We start from the raw sequence: 20341 nt of genomic DNA on the forward strand, positions 1-20341 counted from the left end.
ATATGGTCAAGCCTCACGGGCAATTAGTATTGGTTAGCTCAACGCCTCACAGCGCTTACACACCCAACCTATCAACGTCGTAGTCTTCGACGGCCCTTTAGGGAACTCAAGGTTCCAGTGAGATCTCATCTTGAGGCAAGTTTCCCGCTTAGATGCTTTCAGCGGTTATCTTTTCCGAACATAGCTACCCGGCAATGCCACTGGCGTGACAACCGGAACACCAGAGGTTCGTCCACTCCGGTCCTCTCGTACTAGGAGCAGCCCCTCTCAAATCTCAAACGTCCACGGCAGATAGGGACCGAACTGTCTCACGACGTTCTAAACCCAGCTCGCGTACCACTTTAAATGGCGAACAGCCATACCCTTGGGACCGGCTTCAGCCCCAGGATGTGATGAGCCGACATCGAGGTGCCAAACACCGCCGTCGATATGAACTCTTGGGCGGTATCAGCCTGTTATCCCCGGAGTACCTTTTATCCGTTGAGCGATGGCCCTTCCATACAGAACCACCGGATCACTAAGACCTACTTTCGTACCTGCTCGACGTGTCTGTCTCGCAGTCAAGCGCGCTTTTGCCTTTATACTCTACGACCGATTTCCGACCGGTCTGAGCGCACCTTCGTACTCCTCCGTTACTCTTTAGGAGGAGACCGCCCCAGTCAAACTACCCACCATACACTGTCCTCGATCCGGATAACGGACCTGAGTTAGAACCTCAAAGTTGCCAGGGTGGTATTTCAAGGATGGCTCCACGCGAACTGGCGTCCACGCTTCAAAGCCTCCCACCTATCCTACACAAGCAAATTCAAAGTCCAGTGCAAAGCTATAGTAAAGGTTCACGGGGTCTTTCCGTCTAGCCGCGGATACACTGCATCTTCACAGCGATTTCAATTTCACTGAGTCTCGGGTGGAGACAGCGCCGCCATCGTTACGCCATTCGTGCAGGTCGGAACTTACCCGACAAGGAATTTCGCTACCTTAGGACCGTTATAGTTACGGCCGCCGTTTACCGGGGCTTCGATCAAGAGCTTCGCGTTAGCTAACCCCATCAATTAACCTTCCGGCACCGGGCAGGCGTCACACCCTATACGTCCACTTTCGTGTTTGCAGAGTGCTGTGTTTTTAATAAACAGTCGCAGCGGCCTGGTATCTTCGACCGGCATGGGCTTACGGAGCAAGTCCTTCACCCTCACCGGCGCACCTTCTCCCGAAGTTACGGTGCCATTTTGCCTAGTTCCTTCACCCGAGTTCTCTCAAGCGCCTTGGTATTCTCTACCCAACCACCTGTGTCGGTTTGGGGTACGGTTCCTGGTTACCTGAAGCTTAGAAGCTTTTCTTGGAAGCATGGCATCAACCACTTCGTCGTCTAAAGACAACTCGTCATCAGCTCTCGGCCTTAAGATCCCGGATTTACCTAAGATCTCAGCCTACCACCTTAAACTTGGACAACCAACGCCAAGCTGGCCTAGCCTTCTCCGTCCCTCCATCGCAATAACCAGAAGTACAGGAATATTAACCTGTTTTCCATCGACTACGCTTTTCAGCCTCGCCTTAGGGACCGACTAACCCTGCGTCGATTAACGTTGCGCAGGAAACCTTGGTCTTTCGGCGTGGGTGTTTTTCACACCCATTGTCGTTACTCATGTCAGCATTCGCACTTCTGATACCTCCAGCAAGCTTCTCAACTCACCTTCACAGGCTTACAGAACGCTCCTCTACCGCATCACCAAAAGGTGATACCCGTAGCTTCGGTGCATGGTTTGAGCCCCGTTACATCTTCCGCGCAGGCCGACTCGACTAGTGAGCTATTACGCTTTCTTTAAAGGGTGGCTGCTTCTAAGCCAACCTCCTAGCTGTCTAAGCCTTCCCACATCGTTTCCCACTTAACCATGACTTTGGGACCTTAGCTGACGGTCTGGGTTGTTTCCCTTTTCACGACGGACGTTAGCACCCGCCGTGTGTCTCCCATGCTCGGCACTTGTAGGTATTCGGAGTTTGCATCGGTTTGGTAAGTCGGGATGACCCCCTAGCCGAAACAGTGCTCTACCCCCTACAGTGATACATGAGGCGCTACCTAAATAGCTTTCGAGGAGAACCAGCTATCTCCGAGCTTGATTAGCCTTTCACTCCGATCCACAGGTCATCCGCTAACTTTTCAACGGTAGTCGGTTCGGTCCTCCAGTTAGTGTTACCCAACCTTCAACCTGCCCATGGATAGATCGCCCGGTTTCGGGTCTATACCCAGCGACTAAACGCGCTATTAACACTCGCTTTCGCTACGCCTCCCCTATTCGGTTAAGCTCGCCACTGAATATAAGTCGCTGACCCATTATACAAAAGGTACGCAGTCACAGAACAAAGTCTGCTCCCACTGCTTGTACGCATACGGTTTCAGGATCTATTTCACTCCCCTCTCCGGGGTTCTTTTCGCCTTTCCCTCACGGTACTAGTTCACTATCGGTCAGTCAGTAGTATTTAGCCTTGGAGGATGGTCCCCCCATATTCAGACAAAGTTTCTCGTGCTCCGTCCTACTCGATTTCATTGACAAGAGATTTTCGCGTACAGGGCTATCACCCACTATGGCCGCACTTTCCAGAGCGTTCCGCTAATCTCAAATCAACTTAAGGGCTGGTCCCCGTTCGCTCGCCACTACTAAGGGAATCTCGGTTGATTTCTTTTCCTCAGGGTACTTAGATGTTTCAGTTCCCCTGGTTCGCCTCTCAAGCCTATGTATTCAGCTTGAGATAACCATCTTATGATGGCTGGGTTCCCCCATTCAGACATCTCCGGATCACAGTCTGTTTGCCGACTCCCCGAAGCTTTTCGCAGGCTACCACGTCTTTCATCGCCTCTGACTGCCAAGGCATCCACCGTATGCGCTTCTTCACTTGACCATATAACCCCAAGCAATCTGGTTATACTGTGAAGACGACATTCGCCGAAAATTTGCAATTCGAATCACAAATTTTACCTTAGCCTGAATAAACACCAGTGAAAGTGCCATCCAGTCTATCTTTCTATCACATACCCAAATTTTTAAAGAACGATTCTGATAAAGTTCAGAAATCAATATTCGACACGAATATTCATTTCTAAGCTTTGGAAGCAGTTTATGGTGGAGCCAAGCGGGATCGAACCGCTGACCTCCTGCGTGCAAGGCAGGCGCTCTCCCAGCTGAGCTATGGCCCCATAACAAAATTGGTGGGTCTGGGCAGATTCGAACTGCCGACCTCACCCTTATCAGGGGTGCGCTCTAACCAACTGAGCTACAGACCCAATTTCGAGCGTAACTGTTAGCCAGATCAGCTATCAGCTTGGAGCTTAAAGCTGCTTCTATCGTCTTCTTCAATGAATCAAGCAATTCGTGTGGGGGCTCATGATACAGCTGATGTCGTCGATTAAGGAGGTGATCCAGCCGCAGGTTCCCCTACGGCTACCTTGTTACGACTTCACCCCAGTCATGAATCACACCGTGGTAACCGTCCTCCCGAAGGTTAGACTAGCTACTTCTGGTGCAACCCACTCCCATGGTGTGACGGGCGGTGTGTACAAGGCCCGGGAACGTATTCACCGCGACATTCTGATTCGCGATTACTAGCGATTCCGACTTCACGCAGTCGAGTTGCAGACTGCGATCCGGACTACGATCGGTTTTGTGAGATTAGCTCCACCTCGCGGCTTGGCAACCCTCTGTACCGACCATTGTAGCACGTGTGTAGCCCAGGCCGTAAGGGCCATGATGACTTGACGTCATCCCCACCTTCCTCCGGTTTGTCACCGGCAGTCTCCTTAGAGTGCCCACCATAACGTGCTGGTAACTAAGGACAAGGGTTGCGCTCGTTACGGGACTTAACCCAACATCTCACGACACGAGCTGACGACAGCCATGCAGCACCTGTCTCAATGTTCCCGAAGGCACCAATCCATCTCTGGAAAGTTCATTGGATGTCAAGGCCTGGTAAGGTTCTTCGCGTTGCTTCGAATTAAACCACATGCTCCACCGCTTGTGCGGGCCCCCGTCAATTCATTTGAGTTTTAACCTTGCGGCCGTACTCCCCAGGCGGTCAACTTAATGCGTTAGCTGCGCCACTAAAGTCTCAAGGACCCCAACGGCTAGTTGACATCGTTTACGGCGTGGACTACCAGGGTATCTAATCCTGTTTGCTCCCCACGCTTTCGCACCTCAGTGTCAGTATCAGTCCAGGTAGTCGCCTTCGCCACTGGTGTTCCTTCCTATATCTACGCATTTCACCGCTACACAGGAAATTCCACTACCCTCTACCATACTCTAGCTTGCCAGTTTCGGATGCAGTTCCCAGGTTGAGCCCGGGGATTTCACATCCGACTTAACAAACCACCTACGCGCGCTTTACGCCCAGTAATTCCGATTAACGCTTGCACCCTCTGTATTACCGCGGCTGCTGGCACAGAGTTAGCCGGTGCTTATTCTGTCGGTAACGTCAAAATTGCAGAGTATTAATCTACAACCCTTCCTCCCAACTTAAAGTGCTTTACAATCCGAAGACCTTCTTCACACACGCGGCATGGCTGGATCAGGCTTTCGCCCATTGTCCAATATTCCCCACTGCTGCCTCCCGTAGGAGTCTGGACCGTGTCTCAGTTCCAGTGTGACTGATCATCCTCTCAGACCAGTTACGGATCGTCGCCTTGGTGAGCCATTACCTCACCAACTAGCTAATCCGACCTAGGCTCATCTGATAGCGCAAGGCCCGAAGGTCCCCTGCTTTCTCCCGTAGGACGTATGCGGTATTAGCGTTCCTTTCGAAACGTTGTCCCCCACTACCAGGCAGATTCCTAGGCATTACTCACCCGTCCGCCGCTGAATCAGAGAGCAAGCTCTCTTCATCCGCTCGACTTGCATGTGTTAGGCCTGCCGCCAGCGTTCAATCTGAGCCATGATCAAACTCTTCAGTTCAATACTGCAATCGGGTTTTGAGAAAACCCTATAAACTTGGCTCAGCAATCGTTGGTTAAACCATGATTTCTCGTGGAGTAACTTATGATGCTGATAATCTTTTTGACTATCAGTCTGAGTCACAAGCACCCACACGAATTGCTTGATTCAGTTGTTAAAGAGCGGTTGGTTGATTCTTTCGTCTCAACCGAGGCGCGCATTCTACGCTTTCCTCAGAGTGTGTCAAGCGTTTATTTTGAAGTTTTTCAGAGAATCTCTAACAACTTCAACCACTTGACTCGCTTCGATCTCTCGTTAGCGGGAGGCGAATTCTACAGCGATTTGAGTCGCTGTCAACTGCCTTTTTCACCGCTTTCGACATTAAAATCGAAACCTTTCGGAGCGGGCTACTTTGGCTAACTACTTGATTATCAAGAAGTTTTCCGTTTGGTCTGCGCCGGAAGTGGGGCGAATTATAGAGAGATCCGCGGGGGCGTCAAGGGTTAATTTCGGGAGATTGTCATTAAGATAAAAAGCTTCCCCGCTTGCCACCCTATAAAGGCCGCCAGGTGCATGCCTTGATGCTTCTGGCGTTCTTGAGATCGAGCGCCGCCCGCGCGGCGCTTCCCGGGCAAGGGCTCGGCGCCGCCCCCGCTCCCACATTGGTTTCGGGCCAGTTATGCCTGTGGGATCACCTCGACCGCTTTGTTTGTTCACTTCAAATCTGTAGTGAAAGGACAAGGCGGACCAGGCAATGGGCCAGACAAAACTGGCCCGAAACAGACGTGGGACCGGGCTTGCCCGGGAAGCGCCGCGCGGGCGGCGCTCGGTCTCAAGGGCGCCAGAAAGCCCGAGACATGCGCCTGGAGGCCTTCATGCAATCTCCAGAAATGCCCTTGATAGCTCCATCCCCCCAAAAACCAAAAAGGGCAGACCTGCCGGCCCGCCCTTCTCAACAGTAAAAAGCTCAAAGAGCCCGCAACCTCACTCCTGCTTCAAGCTGATCCGCGCGAACGCCTTCTTGCCAGCCTGGCACACATGGGTAGCCCCCACCGCGAAGACAAACCCGCGATCAACCACCTCACCATCGACCCGGACACTTCCAGCCGACAACAGATCACGTGCCGCCGCGGAGTTCTTCACCAGGCCTGCCTTGTTAAGCACAGCAGCAATAGGCATGTCTTCGCCTGCGGCGATTTCGATTTCCGGCAGGTCGTCCGGCAGCTCGCCATCCTTCATGCGGTTGCCCGCGGCGCGGTGGGCATTGGCGGCCGCTTCCTCACCATGGAAACGGGCGACGATCTCTTCAGCCAGCTTGATCTTGATGTCACGCGGGTTGGCGCCAGCCTCGACGTCAGCCTTGAAGCCGTCGATCTCTTCCATGGAGCGGAAGCTCAGCAGCTCGAAGTAACGCCACATCAGCGGGTCAGGGATGGACACCAGCTTGCTGTACATCACGCCCGGCGCTTCCTGAATGCCGACGTAGTTGCCCAGCGACTTGGACATCTTCTTCACGCCGTCCAGGCCTTCCAGCAGTGGCATGGTGACGATGTTCTGTGCTTCCTGGCCGTAGGCGCGCTGCAGCTCGCGGCCCATCAGCAGGTTGAACTTCTGGTCGGTACCGCCCAGTTCCACATCCGCCTTCAGGGCCACCGAGTCGTAGCCCTGCACCAGCGGATAAAGGAACTCGTGGATGGCGATGGACTGGTTGGCCTTGTAGCGCTTGTCGAAGTCATCGCGCTCAAGCATGCGCGCCACGGTGTACTGCGAGGACAGACGAATGAAGTCGGCAGGCGACATGGCGTCCATCCAGGTGGAGTTGAACGCCACCTCGGTCTTGGCCGGGTCGAGGATCTTGAAGACCTGGGCCTTGTAGGTCTCGGCGTTGGCCAGCACCTGCTCGCGGGTCAGCGGCGGGCGGGTGGCGCTCTTGCCGCTTGGGTCGCCGATCAGGCCGGTGAAGTCCCCGATCAGGAAGATCACGTGGTGCCCCAGCTCCTGGAACTGGCGCAGCTTATTAATAAGCACCGTGTGCCCAAGGTGCAGGTCAGGCGCCGTAGGGTCGAAGCCAGCCTTGATGCGCAGCGGCTGCCCGCGCTTGAGCTTCTCGACCAGTTCGGACTCGACCAGTACCTCTTCCGCACCACGTTTGATCAGCGCTAGCTGCTCTTCAACCGACTTCATAACCGACCCGCAAGGCTTAGATTCAAAGGGAACCAACCATACAAGATCAGGCACCAATTACAAGTTTTTGACTTGCGTGTGACCCCAGGCCGGGGTCGTGGCGTCTGCGAGCTTGCTTTGGAAAGGATTTGGTTATATTTTATACAGTTATTTCATCTTTATCATGTCATTCATCTTTTCCATTTCATCTTTTTCAAAGTCAAATTACCTATGACCAGCGAACCGCCTAAAGCGCCCCCGCTTTATCCGAAGAGCCACCTGTTGGCCGCCAGCGGCATCGCCGCCCTTCTCAGCCTGGCCTTGCTGGTGTTTCCTTCCAGCGAAGTCGAAGCCAAACGCACCTCCACCCCGCTGGAAATGGAGACACCCGCCGACCAGCTCAAGCAGGCCGAGAAAGACGCCCCGGCCACCGACCTGGGTGAAGAACCTGCGGTACCCGCGCCCTTCGCCCAGATAGACAACGACGACCAGGACCAGGACACCGCCCAGGACGCCCCCGCCACCCAGCCCGAGCCGGTCGCTGCCGCCGAAGACAGCGCCAAGAAGGCCTCAGGCCACCGTGAAGTCACCGTGCGCAAGGGCGATACCCTGTCCAAGCTGTTCGACGAAGCCGGCCTGCCCGCCACGGCAGCGCAGGAAGTATTGGCCAGTGACAAGCAGGCCAAACAGTTCGCGCAGCTCAAGAACGGCCAGGTGCTGGAGTTCGAGATCAGCCCTGAAGGCCAGCTGACCAGCCTGCACACCAAGCTGAGCAACACCGAGACCATCCGCCTGGTGCGCGGCGCCAAGGGGTTTGCCTTCAACCGCGATGTCATCAAGCCGGTGATGCGTGAGGCCTACGCACACGGCGTGATCAAGAATTCGCTGTCGCTGTCTGGCCAGCGCGCCGGGCTGTCCCACAACCAGGTGATGGACCTGGTCAACATCTTCAACTACGACGTCGACTTCGCCCAGGACATCCGCCAGGGCGACGTTTTCGACGTGATGTACGAACAGAAAGTACTCAATGGCAAGGTGATCGGCACCGGCAACATTCTGGCGGCGCGCTTCACCAACCGCGGCAAGACCTACACCGCGGTCCGCTATACCAACAAGCTGGGCACCACCAATTACTACACTGCCGAAGGCAACAGCATGCGCAAGGCGTTCGTGCGCTCGCCAGTGGACTTCGCCCGCATCAGCTCGCGCTTCTCGGTAGGCCGTTTCCACCCCATCCTGAACAAGATCCGCGCCCACCAGGGCGTCGACTACGCCGCCCCGCGCGGCACGCCGATCAAGGCCACGGGCGACGGCAAGGTGGAACTGGCCGGGCGTCGCGGTGGTTACGGCAACACGGTCATCATCGCCCATGGCAAGACCTACAAGACCCTTTACGGGCACATGCAGGGCTTCGCCAAGGGCATTCACGCTGGCTCCGCGGTCAAGCAGGGCCAGGTGATCGGCTACATCGGCACCACTGGCCTGTCCACCGGGCCGCATGTGCACTATGAGTTCCAGGTCAATGGCGTGCATGTCGACCCGCTGGGGCAGAAGCTACCAATGGCCGACCCTATCGCCCGCAATGAAAAAGCACGCTTCATGCAGATAGCCCAGCCGTTGATGGCGCAAATGGACCAGGAGAAATCCACCATGGTCGCGAGCAAGAAGTAAGACATGGCCCTGTATATCGGTGTGATGTCCGGGACCAGCCTCGATGGGCTGGACATTGCGCTGGTGGAACAGGGCGCCACACTGCGCCTGGTCGCCAGCCATTATGTGCCCATGCCTGGGGGCCTGCGCAGCGACCTGCTGGCCCTGTGTGCGAGCGGCCCGGATGAGATAGCGCGGGCCGCGCTGGCGGAGAACCAATGGGCAACGCTGGCGGCACAGGGCGTCAACGCCTTGTTGCAGCAACAAGGCCTTTGCCCTTCCGATATCCGTGCCATCGGCAGCCACGGCCAGACCGTGCGCCATGAGCCTGCCCGTGGCTTCACGGTACAGATCGGCAACCCGGCGCTCCTGGCCGAGTTGACCGGAATTACCACGGTGGGAGACTTCCGCCGTCGCGATGTGGCGGCGGGCGGCCAGGGCGCGCCCCTGGTACCGGCCTTCCATGACTCGCTGTTCGCCGGCATTGGCGAGCACCTGGCGGTATTGAACGTGGGCGGTTTCAGCAACCTCAGCCTGATCGACGCCGGGCAACCGGTGAGTGGCTTCGACTGCGGGCCGGGCAACGTGCTGCTCGATGCCTGGATACATGACCGCCAAGGCCTGCATTTCGACCGCGACGGCGCCTGGGCGGCAAGCGGCACGGTGCACGCCAGGCTGCTGGACGAATTGCTGAGTGACCCGTTTTTCGCCGGCAAAGGGCCGAAGAGCACCGGGCGCGAAGTCTTCAACCTGCCTTGGCTGCGAGGCCATCTGGCCAGGTTGCCGGCCATCGCGGAGCCGGACGTTCAGGCGACGCTGCTGGAGCTGACCGCGCGCACCATCATCGAGTCGTTGCGCCACGCACAACCCCACACCGATGAACTGCTGGTGTGCGGTGGCGGGGCGCATAACGGCGCACTGATGCAACGCCTGGCTCAGCTGTTGCCAGGCACGCAGGTGGCCAGCACCGACAGCCGTGGCATCGACCCTGACTGGATGGAGGCCATGGCATTCGCCTGGCTGGCGCATTGCTGCCTTGAGGGCATCGCTACCAACAGGCCTAGCGTGACGGGTGCGCGTGGATTGCGCGTACTGGGCGCGATTTACCCGGCTTGAACCCTGAATAGCAGAACGCCGCGCAATTGCGCGGCGTTCCGTGGCCCAGCATCCCGAGGTTCAGATCGAAAACGACTGACCGCAACCGCAGGTCGTGGATGCGTTAGGGTTGTTGATCACGAAACGTGACCCCTCCAGGCCTTCCTGGTAGTCCACCTCGGCGCCTGCCAGGTACTGGAAGCTCATTGGGTCAACCACCAGGCTGACGCCCTCGCGCTCGACGATGGTGTCGTCGTCGGCCACGTCTTCATCGAAGGTAAAACCGTACTGGAAGCCCGAGCAACCGCCACCGGTCACGAAAACCCGCAGTTTCAGACGGTCATTGCCTTCCTCATCGACCAGGGTCTTCACCTTGTGCGCAGCACCATGGGTGAATTGCAAAGCCGTGGGTGTGAAGGATTCGACGCTCATGCTGACTCTCTCCCGGCGTAAGCCGCCATAAAACGTAATGGCGCCATTATCCGCTTGTCCCAGAAAAATGGTCAACAATTGTGCGCTGGCCGGTGCCAGCGCACTGTTGCGGTTACGGCAACATGCCAGCGTGGGCCAGGCCCAGGCGCTCGTCGAGGCCGAACAGGATGTTGAGGTTCTGCACGGCCTGGCCGGAAGCACCTTTGACCAGGTTGTCGATGACCGACAGCACCACTACCAGGTCGCCACCCTGCGGGCGATGCACGGCGATGCGGCATACATTGGCACCCCGTACGCTGCGGGTTTCCGGGTGGCTGCCAGCGGGCATGACGTCGACGAACGGCTCATCGGCGTAGCGCTTCTCGAAGAGCGCCTGCAGGTCGACAGCTTTATCCACCACGGTGGCATAGAGCGTGGAATGGATACCGCGGATCATCGGTGTCAGGTGTGGCACGAAGGTCAAACCCACCTCGCCGCCAGCGGCGCGGCGCAGGCCCTGGGTAATCTCCGGCAGATGGCGGTGACCCTTGACCGAGTAGGCTTTCATGCTTTCGCCGGCCTCGCAGAACAGCGAACCCACGCTGGCACCACGACCGGCGCCACTGACACCGGACTTGCAGTCGGCGATCAGGCGCGAATTGTCGGCCAGGCCGGCTTCCAGCAATGGCAGGAAACCCAGTTGGGTGGCGGTAGGGTAGCAACCCGGCACGGCGATCAGGCGCGCGTTGCGGATCTGCTCACGGTTCACTTCAGGCAGCCCGTAGACCGCGTCCTTGAGCAGTTCCGGCGCGCCGTGCGGCTGGCCGTACCACTTGGCCCACTCATCGGCATCCTGCAGACGGAAGTCGGCCGACAGGTCGATGACCTTGGTGCCCGCCGCCAGCAGCTCGCCAGCCAGGGAGTGCGCCACACCGTGCGGGGTAGCGAAGAACACCACGTCACAGGCGCCCAGGGTTTTCACATCCGGCACGCTGAACGCCAGGCCATCGTAGTGGCCGCGCAGGTTGGGGTACATGTCGGCAACCGGCACGCCCGCTTCGGAACGCGAGGTGATGACCGCCACTTCTGCCTGTGGATGGGTTGCCAACAGACGCAGCAGCTCGACCCCGGTGTAACCCGTGCCGCCGACGATACCGACCTTGACCATATACCTGCCCCTTTCAACGAACCGACTAGGAAACCGCTGATAATACGGGCCCAGCGCATGCGCTAACAACCGTTGAGGTGACGTGCGGCGGCCAAGGGCACTACTATCAGGCTACCGTGAACCTGGAAACCCATAAAAATGCTCTATCTCTGGATCAAAGCCTTTCACATCATCAGCATCGTCTGCTGGTTCGCCGGGCTGTTCTACCTGCCGCGCCTGTTCGTCTACCACGCCAGCAGCGAAGACGAAGTCGGCAAACAGCGTTTCATGGTCATGGAGCGCAAGCTCTACCGTGGGATCATGGGCCCTTCGATGGTCGCCACCCTGGTGTTCGGCGCCTGGCTCGTTTACCTCATCCCCGGCTATCTGACCCAAGGCTGGTTGCACGCGAAACTCGCCTTGGTCGTCCTGCTGATTGGCTACCATCATATGTGCGGCGCCCAGGTCAAACGTTTTGCCCGTGGCGAGAACACCCGCTCTCATGTCTTTTATCGCTGGTTCAATGAAGTGCCGGTGCTGTTTTTGCTGGCTATCGTAATTCTGGTCGTGGTGAAGCCGTTCTAAGGTCAGACAACCACCGAGGCGAAATACGCTTATGTCGCTGCCCACTCTGCTGGACCAACGCTTGCGCCTGCCCATAGTGGCGGCGCCGATGTTTCTCATTTCTAACCCGCAGCTGGTATTGGCTTGTTGCCGCAATGGCGTGGTGGGCAGTTTTCCGGCGCTGAACCAGCGCGATAGCGCCGGGTTCAAGGCCTGGCTCGAAGAGATCGAAGCCGGCCTGGCACTGCTCGACAGACCCGCGCCCTACGCCGTCAACCTGATCGTGCACAACAGCAACCCGCGCCTGGAGGCCGATCTGGCGATCTGCATCGACCACAAGGTGCCCATCGTCATTACCAGCCTGGGCGCGGTAAAGGAAGTCGTGGACGCCGTGCACAGCTACGGCGGCCTGGTGTTTCATGACGTGACCACCCGCCGCCACGCCGAAAAGGCCGCACAGGCGGGCGTGGACGGTTTGATCGCCGTGGCGGCCGGCGCCGGTGGCCATGCCGGCACCTGGAGCCCTTTCGCCCTGATCGCCGAAATACGCCAGTTCTTCGACAAAACCCTGCTGTTGGCCGGCAGCATCACCCACGGCCGGGAGGTGCTCGCTGCACAACTGCTGGGCGCGGACCTGGCCTACCTGGGCACGCGCTTCATCGCCTGCCAGGAAAGCCATGCCCCCGACGCCTACAAGCAAATGCTGCTGGCTTCCAAGGCCGCTGATATCATCCTTACACCCGCCGTATCGGGGGTGCCGGCCAGTTTCATGCGTAAAAGCCTGGAGGATGCCGGCTTCGACCTGGCAACCCTGGCGGCAGCCGGTAGTCAGGCCAAGCTCAAACCGATCGATGACGAAGCCAAGGCATGGAAGTCCATCTGGTCGGCCGGCCAGGGCGTGGGTGAAATCGATGACCTGCCAAGCGCTGATGAACTTATCGCGCGCCTGGACACCGAATACCGCAAGGCACTGGTACTGGCAAACCGCCTCCCCGATTACTGGCCACGCTGATACCCCACCCCAGACAAGGACGCCCGCATGACCACACTGTTCAAAATCGTCTTCGAAGGCAGCCCGCTGCCTGGCGTCGACCTGCAAACCGCCAAGGCCAACCTGGCCCAGCTGTTTCGCAGCGACCTGGAGGCGGTGGAAAAACTGTTCACTGGCCACAAGGTGGCACTCAAGCGCAACCTGTCCCATGACACGGCGCAGAAATACCTCGATGCGCTGCACAAGGCCGGTGTCCAGGCGCGCCTGGAAGAGGAGACGCCGCTGGAGCTGAGCCTGGAGGAAGTCGAGCCTCTGCCCGAGCCCGCTTACTCACCCTATGCCCCGCCGCAATCGGATATCGCGCCGACCATCGCGGTGTATGGCCCACTCAAGGTCATGACCATTCAGGGGCGTATTGGCCGGGTGCGGTACCTGGGCTGGTCCATGGCCCTGTTGCTGTGTGCCTGCCTCGCGGCGCTGGTGTGCGTCACCCTGTTGACCCTCTCCAAGCCGCTGGGCATCGGCGCGGGCGCGATAGCCGTGGCCGCGTTCATGACCATCAACGTGCAGATCGGTGTGCAACGCCTGCATGACGCCGGCTGGACCGGGTGGATGTGGCTGCTCAACCTGGTGCCGTTCGTGGGCAGCATCTTTCCCCTGGTGGTGATGGCGGTGCCTGGCAACCCCGGCACCAACCAATATGGCCCGCCCGCGCCGCCCAACAGCACGGCCGTCAAGGTGCTGGCCTGGCTGTGGGTGGTATTCCTGGTGCTGATGTTCTTCGCCGGTATCACCGGCGGCCTGTCCTCGGTAGCCCAGCACTCGGCGGCACTGTAAGCGAACCAGCACAACCGCGCGCCGCACGGTAGACTAGCGCCCATGAAAAACGCCCCTGCGCTGCGCCTCATCGAAGAGGCGGGGTCAGGGGCGTTCGTATGGAGAACCGCATGACCCGTTACGCCATGATCACTGGCGCTTCCAGAGGCCTGGGCCTGGCATTGGCCGAGGCCCTGGCGCGGCGTGGCCGCAACCTGATATTGGTGGCGCGCCAGCGCGACGCCCTGGAAGCGGTGGCCAGTGAGCTGACCCAACGCTTCGGCGTCGAGGTGCTGTTCCGCGCCTGCGACCTGAGCGAGCCACTGCGTATTTCCGGGTTCCTGCTGGAACTGGAAGAAAGCGACCGGCATATCGACTTGCTGATCAATTGCGCAGGGCTACGCTCCTATGGGCACTTTCTGGCCCAGGACTGGATGCAGGAACAGGACCTGATCGAGGTCAATATCCTTGCCCTGGCGCGCCTGTGCCATGTGATCGGCAATGCCATGGCGGTGCACGGCGGCGGGCAGATCCTCAATGTCGCGTCGTTGGCGGCGTTCCAGCCAGGCCCGTGGATGAGCAACTACGCCGCCAGCAAGGCCTACGTGTTGAGCTTTTCCGAAGGCTTGCGCGAAGAACTGCGCCAGTCGGGGGTGAAAGTCTCGGTACTGTGTCCAGGCCCTGTGCGCTCGGCGCAGCGGCTGATCGAGCGGCTGGCCAGCAGCCAGCGCGTGCTCAGCCCCGAAGAAGTGGCGTTGTACACTGTGCGTGCGCTGGCCCGTAACCGCGCAGTCATCGTCCCCGGCCGGCGCAACCGGCTGCTCACCTATGGTGCTCGCCTCGGCTCGCGCTGGCTGGTGCGCAAGGTGGCCGGCGCCATCAACCTGGCCTACCGCCCACGCTGAGCATTCAGCGCTGGGCGCCGGCCACGGGCGTGGTTACACTCGTGCCCGACGTCAAACATGGAGAAACCGTTGTGGATACTCTGTTCACCAAGATCATCAACAGAGAAATACCCGCCAAGATCATCTACGAAGACGACCAGGTTCTGGCCTTCCACGATATCGCCCCACAGGCACCGGTACACTTTCTGGTGATTCCGAAAAAGCCGATCCGCACCCTCAACGACCTCACCGAGGAAGACAAGGGCCTGGCCGGTCACATTCTGTTCACCGCCCAGCGCCTGGCCAAGGAGCTGGGGTGTGAAGAAGGCTTCCGCGTGGTAATGAACTGCAACGAGCTGGGTGGCCAGACGGTCTACCACATTCACATGCACGTGCTTGGGCAACGCCAGATGCACTGGCCGCCGGGCTGATTCAACGCTAGAACCCGCGGTTTCACATTGTTGAGTTAAACTGCAGGCCGTGATTCTATCCGGAGGTGCCCAATGGCTACCGAACGTCACTACTCTCCCCTCGACCGACTGCTGCTGCAGGCCGACACGGCCATGCGCACGCTGCTGCCTTTCAGCGGCCAGCCGTCGCGGCCGTCGCCGGCCATCGTCCAGCCGGACCCTACCCTCAGCGAAGACGAGGCCCGCCACGTCGCTGGCCTGATGCGCATCAACCACACCGGTGAAGTGTGTGCTCAGGCGCTGTACCAGGGCCAGGCCCTGACCGCCAAACTACCCCAGGTGCGCAAGGCCATGGAGCACGCCGCCGAGGAAGAAGTGGACCACCTGGCCTGGTGCGAACAGCGCATCCGCCAACTGGGCAGCCACCCCAGCGTGCTCAACCCGCTGTTCTATGGCATGTCCTTTGGCATCGGCGCCGTCGCTGGCCTGGTCAGCGACCGGGTCAGCCTGGGCTTTGTGGCGGCCACCGAAGACCAGGTGTGCAAGCACCTCAACGAACACCTGGAACAGTTGCCGGCCGAGGACGCCAAGTCCCGCGCCATTCTGGAACAGATGCGCATCGATGAGGAGCAACACGCCGAGTCCGCTCTGGACGCTGGCGGTTTCCGCTTCCCGGCACCGGTGAAATTCGGCATGAGCCTGCTGGCCAAGGTCATGACCAAGAGCACTTACCGGGTCTGACCCGGTCGCCAGTCACGAAAAAGGGACCCGAAGGTCCCTTTTTTCATGCCCGCGGTGAATCAACCCAGTTCGACGATCTCGTAGTCATGGGTGATTTCCACGCCGGCACGGCCCAGCATGATGGAGGCCGAGCAATATTTTTCCGCCGACAGTTCCACGGCCCGCTTGACCTGGGCTTCTTTCAGGCCGCGGCCCTTGACCACGAAGTGCAGGTGGATCTTGGTAAAAACCTTGGGGTCCTCGCTGGCGCGCTCGGCGTCGAGAAAGGCTTCGCAGCTCTCCACCGGTTGGCGCGACTTCTTGAGGATGCTGACCACGTCGAAATTGCTGCAGCCGCCCAGGCCCAACAGCAGCATCTCCATGGGGCGCACGCCCAGGTTGCGGCCGCCGCTCTCGGGCGGGCCGTCCATCACCACCACATGACCGCTGCCCGATTCACCGAGAAACATGGCTTCGCCTGCCCACTGGATACGCGCCTTCATCACCAGGACTCCACTGTAAAAAAGGCCGCCAGCTTAGCACAGCCACTTGCATAAGCCCTGTAGCCGAGGCGATGGCTGCCGATAAGCTGTTCAGTAAATTCCCTGATACACAAAACGGGGGTCTGATAAGCTGGCGCCAAATCACTGACGCCAAAGCTCAGTGTCCTAAAAATTACACTTCGCCGTTGATTGTCTTGCCCCGGGATCCAGCCATGGTTGCTCTCACCCAACCGATACAGAACATCGATAAACTCCTGGCGCACTGCCAGCGCCGCCGCTATGGCGCCAAGAGCAATATCATCTGCGCCGGCGACCGCTCCGACACCCTCTCGTACATCATCAAGGGGTCGGTGACTATCCTCATCGAGGATGAAGATGGCCGCGAGATGATCATCGCCTACCTGAATGCCGGGGATTTCTTTGGCGAACTGGGCCTGTTCGATTCGCCCGGCCACGACCACGAGCGCAGCGCTTGGGTCCGGGCCAAGACTGAATGCGAAGTGGCCGAGATCAGCTACGCGAAATTCCGCGAAGTGGCGCTGCAACACCCGGAAATCATGCTCGGCCTGGGGACCCAGATGGCCCAGCGCCTGCGCGATACCACCCGTAAGGTCGGTGACCTGGCCTTCTTCGACGTGACCGGGCGCGTAGCCCGTTGCTTGCTGGAGCTGTGCAAGCAGCCCGATGCCATGACCCACCCCGATGGCATGCAGATCAAGATCACCCGCCAGGAAATCGGCCGGATCGTTGGTTGCTCGCGGGAAATGGTCGGGCGGGTGCTCAAGGACCTGGAAGAACGCAACCTGGTCAACGTGAAGGGCAAGACCATGGTGGTCTTCGGTACCCGTTAGTCCTTGCTGCGAACCTCGGCCAACAACCGCTGATAGGCCTGGGTCAGCCGTTCCACCACCTGGGGCGCGGTGAAACGCTCGTTCAGGGCGATATGGCTGGCAGCCTGGCAGCGCTGGGGCAGGTTGCAGGCCTGGTTGAAGCGGTTGACCGCTGCCACCATCGGCTCCCGCTCGTTGTCCATCAGCATCGCCCCATGCACCAGCACCACCGGCCGGCTGCCACTCAAGCCCTGGCGCCAGCGCTGGGCGGTGCCCACCCATTTGCGGCCGTCGATATTGACGTTATAGCGGCCGTCGCAGAAAGCCCCTGGCACTTCTCCCAGTGAAGGGTCGCCGCCGAGCTCCGTCACCACGTCGCAAAGGGGTTGGCACAAGCGCTGGTACGCGGTTTCGATACGGTTCTGGTCGCCTTCGCTGCGCGGTGCCACGTAAACCAGTGCCACGTTGAGGGTCGCTGCCGATTGCGGCACCGGCTCGCCACCGGTTTCGCGCAGCAGTACCGGCCAGCCGGCTTGCGCCGACACCCCGCAGGCCGCTTCGAAGCCGGGTTGGCGGTTGAGGCGCCGGGGCATGACCAGCGTCTGGTCGGTGGACTGCCAGAACAGCAGCCCGTCGGGTTGCTCCCCACGGCAGACGGCGGCGAGCAAATCCTGCTCAGCTTGCAGGCCAGCCTGGGTGTCGAGGCGCAGGGGGAAAGCCATTTCAAAACTCCTGTAGCAGCGCCCACAGAGAGGTCAGTGACAGAATTGTCAGGCCTGTACGCGTTCCGGGAAGAACAGGCGTTGCAATTCATCGCCCGGATGCTCGGCGCGCATGAAGGCTTCGCCCACCAGGAACGAATACACTTCGCTGATCTCCATCAGCTCGACGTCGGCCCGGTTGAGAATGCCGCTTTCCGTCACTACCAGGCGATCACGCGGGATCAGCGGCAACAGGTCGAGGGTGTTTTCCAGGCTGACTTCGAACGTGTGCAGGTTGCGGTTGTTCACCCCCAGCAAGGGCGACTTCAGGTGCTTGAGCGCGCGCTCCAGCTCCTCGCCATTGTGAACCTCCACCAGCACATCGAGGCCGACGCCGAAGGCGGCCGCTTCCAGCTCGGCCATTTTCACGTCGTCCAGCGCGGCAACGATCAGCAGCACACAGTCGGCGCCCAGGGCGCGCGACTCGACGATCTGGTAAGGGTCGACCATGAAGTCCTTGCGGATCACCGGCAGGCTGCAGGCCGCGCGGGCCTGTTGCAAATAGGCGTCGGCGCCCTGGAAGTAGTCGATATCGGTGAGCACCGACAGGCAAGTCGCCCCGCCCTTCTCATAGCTCTGGGCAATATCGGCAGGCACGAAGTGCTCACGGATCACGCCCTTGCTGGGCGATGCTTTCTTGATTTCAGCAATGACCGCCGGGTGCTTGGTCGCCGCCTGGTCGATCAGTGCCTTGGCAAAGCCACGCGGTGCGTCGGCGATGGCTGCCAGGCGCTCCTGCTCGGCAAAGCTGACCCGCTGCAAGCGTTCAGCGACTTCCTGGGCCTTGCGCGCGAGAATGTTTTCCAGAACCGTGGGCACACTCATCCTTCATTCTCCTGCTTGAATACGGCGGTAAAGGCACCCAGCTCCTCGAGCTTTTCGCGGGCAAGCCCAGTGTGCAGCGCGTCGTGGGCCAGTGCCACGCCTTCCTTGAGCGAAGAGGCATGGTCAGCAGCGTACAGTGCGGCGCCAGCATTGAGGATGATCATTTCTGCGGCTTTCTGGCCGTGCTCGGTCTTGCGTTTGCCCAGGGCATCGCGGATCAACTCCAGCGAGGCCTTCGGGCTTTCCACGGCCAGACCATAGAGGCTCTGGCTCTTGAGGCCCAGGTCTTCGGGTTCAACCCAATACTCGCTGATCTCACCGTTCTTCAGCTCGGCCACAAAGGTAGGCGCCGCCAGGCTGAACTCATCCAGGCCGTCCTTGGAGTGCACCACCAGCACGTGCTTGCTGCCCAGGCGGTGCAACACTTCCGCCAACGGCCGGCACAAGGCCTGGTTGAACACGCCCACCACCTGATGCTTGACGCCTGCAGGGTTGGTCAGCGGCCCGACCATGTTGAACAGGGTACGCAGACCGAGGTCACGACGTGGCCCGGCCGCGTGTTTCATGGCCCCGTGGTGGGCCTGGGCGAACATGAAGCCGATGCCCACGCTGTCGATGCAGCGTGCCACCTGTACGGGTGTCAGGTTCAGGTACACACCGGCCGCCTCCAGCAGGTCGGCGCTGCCGCTCTTGCCCGACACGGCGCGGTTGCCGTGCTTGGCCACGGTGCAACCTGCCGCAGCGATGACGAAGGACGATGCCGTGGAAACGTTGAAGATATTGGCCCCGTCGCCCCCGGTGCCGACGATGTCGACCACCTTGTCCAGGGTATTGAGTTCCACGCGATCGGCCAGCTCACGCATGACCGACACAGCGCCGACGATTTCGTCGATGCTCTCGCTCTTCATGCGCATGCCCATCAGGAAGGCGCCGATCTGCGCTTCGGTGCATTGCCCGGTCATGATTTCGCGCATGACATCGCGCATCTCATCCGTGGTCAGGTCCAGCTGACCGACGATGCGGTTCAGCGCGTTCTTGATATCCATGATGGTTCCTTAGGCCTGACGGGTGCCGCCGGTCTGCTTGAGAAAGTTGGCGAACAGCTCGTGGCCCTGCTCGGAAAGAATCGATTCGGGGTGGAACTGCACCCCTTCGACGTTCAGGGTCTTGTGCCGCAGGCCCATGATCTCGTCCACCGAACCATCATCCTTGGCGGTCCAGGCGGTAATTTCCAGGCACTCGGGCAACGTCTCGCGCTTGACCACCAGCGAGTGGTAGCGGGTGACGGTCAGTGGGTGGTTGAGCCCTTCGAACACGCCCTGGTCTTCGTGCACCAGGGGGCTGGTCTTGCCATGCATGGCCACGCGCGCCCGCACTACGTCACCGCCAAACGCCTGGCCGATGGACTGGTGGCCCAGGCACACGCCCAGAATTGGCAGTTTGCCGGCGAAATGCAGAATGGCGTCGATGGAAACACCCGCCTCGCTGGGCGTGCAGGGGCCAGGGGAAACCACGATACGTTCGGGGTTCATGGCCTCGATATCGGCGATGGTCACCTCATCGTTGCGCACCACTTTGACGTCCGCACCCAGCTCACCGAGGTACTGCACGACGTTGTAGGTAAAGGAGTCGTAATTGTCGATCATCAGCAACAT

At 59.5% G+C, this 20341-nt stretch carries 17 protein-coding genes, 2 tRNA genes and 2 rRNA genes; 9 read left to right on the forward strand and 12 right to left on the reverse strand.

Translation table 11 applies throughout. From position 1 onward, the window contains the following. Nucleotides 1–2 precede the first annotated feature (2 nt). The 5 genes from HWQ56_RS26000 to tyrS form a co-directional block, all read right to left on the reverse strand. Nucleotides 3–2895 (reverse strand): 23S ribosomal RNA (locus HWQ56_RS26000). A gap of 219 nt (nt 2896–3114) precedes the next feature. After that, nucleotides 3115–3190 (reverse strand) — tRNA-Ala (locus HWQ56_RS26005). 10 nt (nt 3191–3200) lie between these two features. Further along, a tRNA-Ile gene (locus HWQ56_RS26010) sits at nt 3201–3277 on the reverse strand. Nucleotides 3278–3400: 123 nt separating this feature from the next. Then, nucleotides 3401–4937: ribosomal RNA gene (locus tag HWQ56_RS26015) — 16S ribosomal RNA — on the reverse strand. The 16S and 23S rRNA genes sit together here with 2 tRNA genes alongside, the layout of an rRNA operon. A gap of 963 nt (nt 4938–5900) precedes the next feature. Beyond that, complete coding sequence (gene tyrS / locus HWQ56_RS26020; RefSeq protein WP_176572076.1) at nt 5901–7100, reverse strand: tyrosine--tRNA ligase; 1200 nt, start codon at nt 7098–7100, stop codon at nt 5901–5903. A gap of 210 nt (nt 7101–7310) precedes the next feature. Here tyrS and HWQ56_RS26025 point away from each other — a divergent pair, with 210 nt between their 5' ends. Both HWQ56_RS26025 and HWQ56_RS26030 read left to right on the forward strand, forming a co-directional pair. Next, the gene (locus HWQ56_RS26025; protein ID WP_176572077.1) at nt 7311–8750 is read left to right on the forward strand and encodes a peptidoglycan DD-metalloendopeptidase family protein; all 1440 of its coding nucleotides are present in this window, start codon (nt 7311–7313) and stop codon (nt 8748–8750) included. Nucleotides 8751–8753: 3 nt separating this feature from the next. After that, entirely contained in the window at nt 8754–9845 is a 1092-nt protein-coding gene (locus HWQ56_RS26030) for an anhydro-N-acetylmuramic acid kinase (protein WP_176572078.1), read from the forward strand. Between the two features lie 60 nt (nt 9846–9905). Here the strand turns inward: HWQ56_RS26030 and erpA are convergent, their stop codons facing one another. Together erpA and argC are read right to left on the reverse strand one after the other, a co-directional pair. After that, nucleotides 9906–10256 carry an iron-sulfur cluster insertion protein ErpA gene (gene erpA / locus HWQ56_RS26035; protein ID WP_158153258.1) on the reverse strand — a complete coding sequence of 117 codons (351 nt, stop codon included), beginning with the start codon at nt 10254–10256 and terminating at the stop codon, nt 9906–9908. Nucleotides 10257–10368: 112 nt separating this feature from the next. Further along, nucleotides 10369–11403, reverse strand: coding sequence for an N-acetyl-gamma-glutamyl-phosphate reductase (gene argC, locus HWQ56_RS26040; protein WP_158153257.1), 1035 nt, complete (start codon nt 11401–11403; stop codon nt 10369–10371). Nucleotides 11404–11541: 138 nt separating this feature from the next. Here argC and hemJ point away from each other — a divergent pair, with 138 nt between their 5' ends. From hemJ to coq7, 6 genes are all read left to right on the forward strand, one after another. Beyond that, nucleotides 11542–11967, forward strand: a complete 426-nt coding sequence (gene hemJ, locus HWQ56_RS26045; protein WP_176572079.1) for a protoporphyrinogen oxidase HemJ — start codon at nt 11542–11544, stop codon at nt 11965–11967. Nucleotides 11968–11998: 31 nt separating this feature from the next. Then, nucleotides 11999–12958 (forward strand): NAD(P)H-dependent flavin oxidoreductase, encoded by a 960-nt coding sequence (locus tag HWQ56_RS26050; RefSeq protein ID WP_158153255.1) that lies wholly within the window; start codon nt 11999–12001, stop codon nt 12956–12958. Between the two features lie 27 nt (nt 12959–12985). Then, on the forward strand, nt 12986–13774 hold the full coding sequence (locus tag HWQ56_RS26055) for a DUF805 domain-containing protein (RefSeq protein WP_176572080.1): 789 nt from the start codon (nt 12986–12988) through the stop codon (nt 13772–13774). A 110-nt stretch (nt 13775–13884) separates the two neighbouring features. After that, the gene (locus HWQ56_RS26060; RefSeq protein WP_176572081.1) at nt 13885–14658 is read left to right on the forward strand and encodes an SDR family NAD(P)-dependent oxidoreductase; all 774 of its coding nucleotides are present in this window, start codon (nt 13885–13887) and stop codon (nt 14656–14658) included. Nucleotides 14659–14729: 71 nt separating this feature from the next. After that, nucleotides 14730–15068, forward strand: a complete 339-nt coding sequence (locus HWQ56_RS26065) for a histidine triad nucleotide-binding protein (RefSeq protein ID WP_027980374.1) — start codon at nt 14730–14732, stop codon at nt 15066–15068. A 72-nt stretch (nt 15069–15140) separates the two neighbouring features. Then, nucleotides 15141–15788, forward strand: a complete 648-nt coding sequence (coq7, locus tag HWQ56_RS26070; RefSeq protein ID WP_158153252.1) for a 2-polyprenyl-3-methyl-6-methoxy-1,4-benzoquinone monooxygenase — start codon at nt 15141–15143, stop codon at nt 15786–15788. A 59-nt stretch (nt 15789–15847) separates the two neighbouring features. Here coq7 and HWQ56_RS26075 read toward each other — a convergent pair whose 3' ends face one another. Continuing rightward, the gene (locus tag HWQ56_RS26075; protein ID WP_158153251.1) at nt 15848–16270 is read right to left on the reverse strand and encodes an OsmC family protein; all 423 of its coding nucleotides are present in this window, start codon (nt 16268–16270) and stop codon (nt 15848–15850) included. Nucleotides 16271–16482: 212 nt separating this feature from the next. Between HWQ56_RS26075 and crp the strand changes: the two genes are divergently transcribed. Beyond that, the gene (gene crp / locus HWQ56_RS26080; protein WP_158153250.1) at nt 16483–17121 is read left to right on the forward strand and encodes a cAMP-activated global transcriptional regulator CRP; all 639 of its coding nucleotides are present in this window, start codon (nt 16483–16485) and stop codon (nt 17119–17121) included. Here crp and HWQ56_RS26085 read toward each other — a convergent pair. The 4 genes from HWQ56_RS26085 to HWQ56_RS26100 are packed head-to-tail and all read right to left on the reverse strand — an operon-like array spanning nt 17118 to nt 20341. Then, nucleotides 17118–17822 carry a lipoate--protein ligase family protein gene (locus HWQ56_RS26085; RefSeq protein ID WP_176572082.1) on the reverse strand — a complete coding sequence of 235 codons (705 nt, stop codon included), beginning with the start codon at nt 17820–17822 and terminating at the stop codon, nt 17118–17120. The genes crp and HWQ56_RS26085 overlap by 4 nt on opposite strands. A gap of 48 nt (nt 17823–17870) precedes the next feature. Next, entirely contained in the window at nt 17871–18686 is an 816-nt protein-coding gene (gene trpC / locus HWQ56_RS26090) for an indole-3-glycerol phosphate synthase TrpC (RefSeq protein WP_158153248.1), read from the reverse strand. Further along, a complete protein-coding gene (trpD, locus tag HWQ56_RS26095) occupies nt 18683–19732 on the reverse strand; it encodes an anthranilate phosphoribosyltransferase (RefSeq protein ID WP_158153247.1) in 1050 nt (349 codons plus the stop codon). Before trpD ends, trpC begins: the two co-directional genes overlap by 4 nt. A gap of 9 nt (nt 19733–19741) precedes the next feature. Further along, entirely contained in the window at nt 19742–20341 is a 600-nt protein-coding gene (locus HWQ56_RS26100; protein WP_158153246.1) for an aminodeoxychorismate/anthranilate synthase component II, read from the reverse strand.

Source organism: Pseudomonas eucalypticola (genome assembly GCF_013374995.1).
In the GTDB taxonomy this organism is placed as follows: Bacteria; Pseudomonadota; Gammaproteobacteria; order Pseudomonadales; family Pseudomonadaceae; genus Aquipseudomonas; species Aquipseudomonas eucalypticola.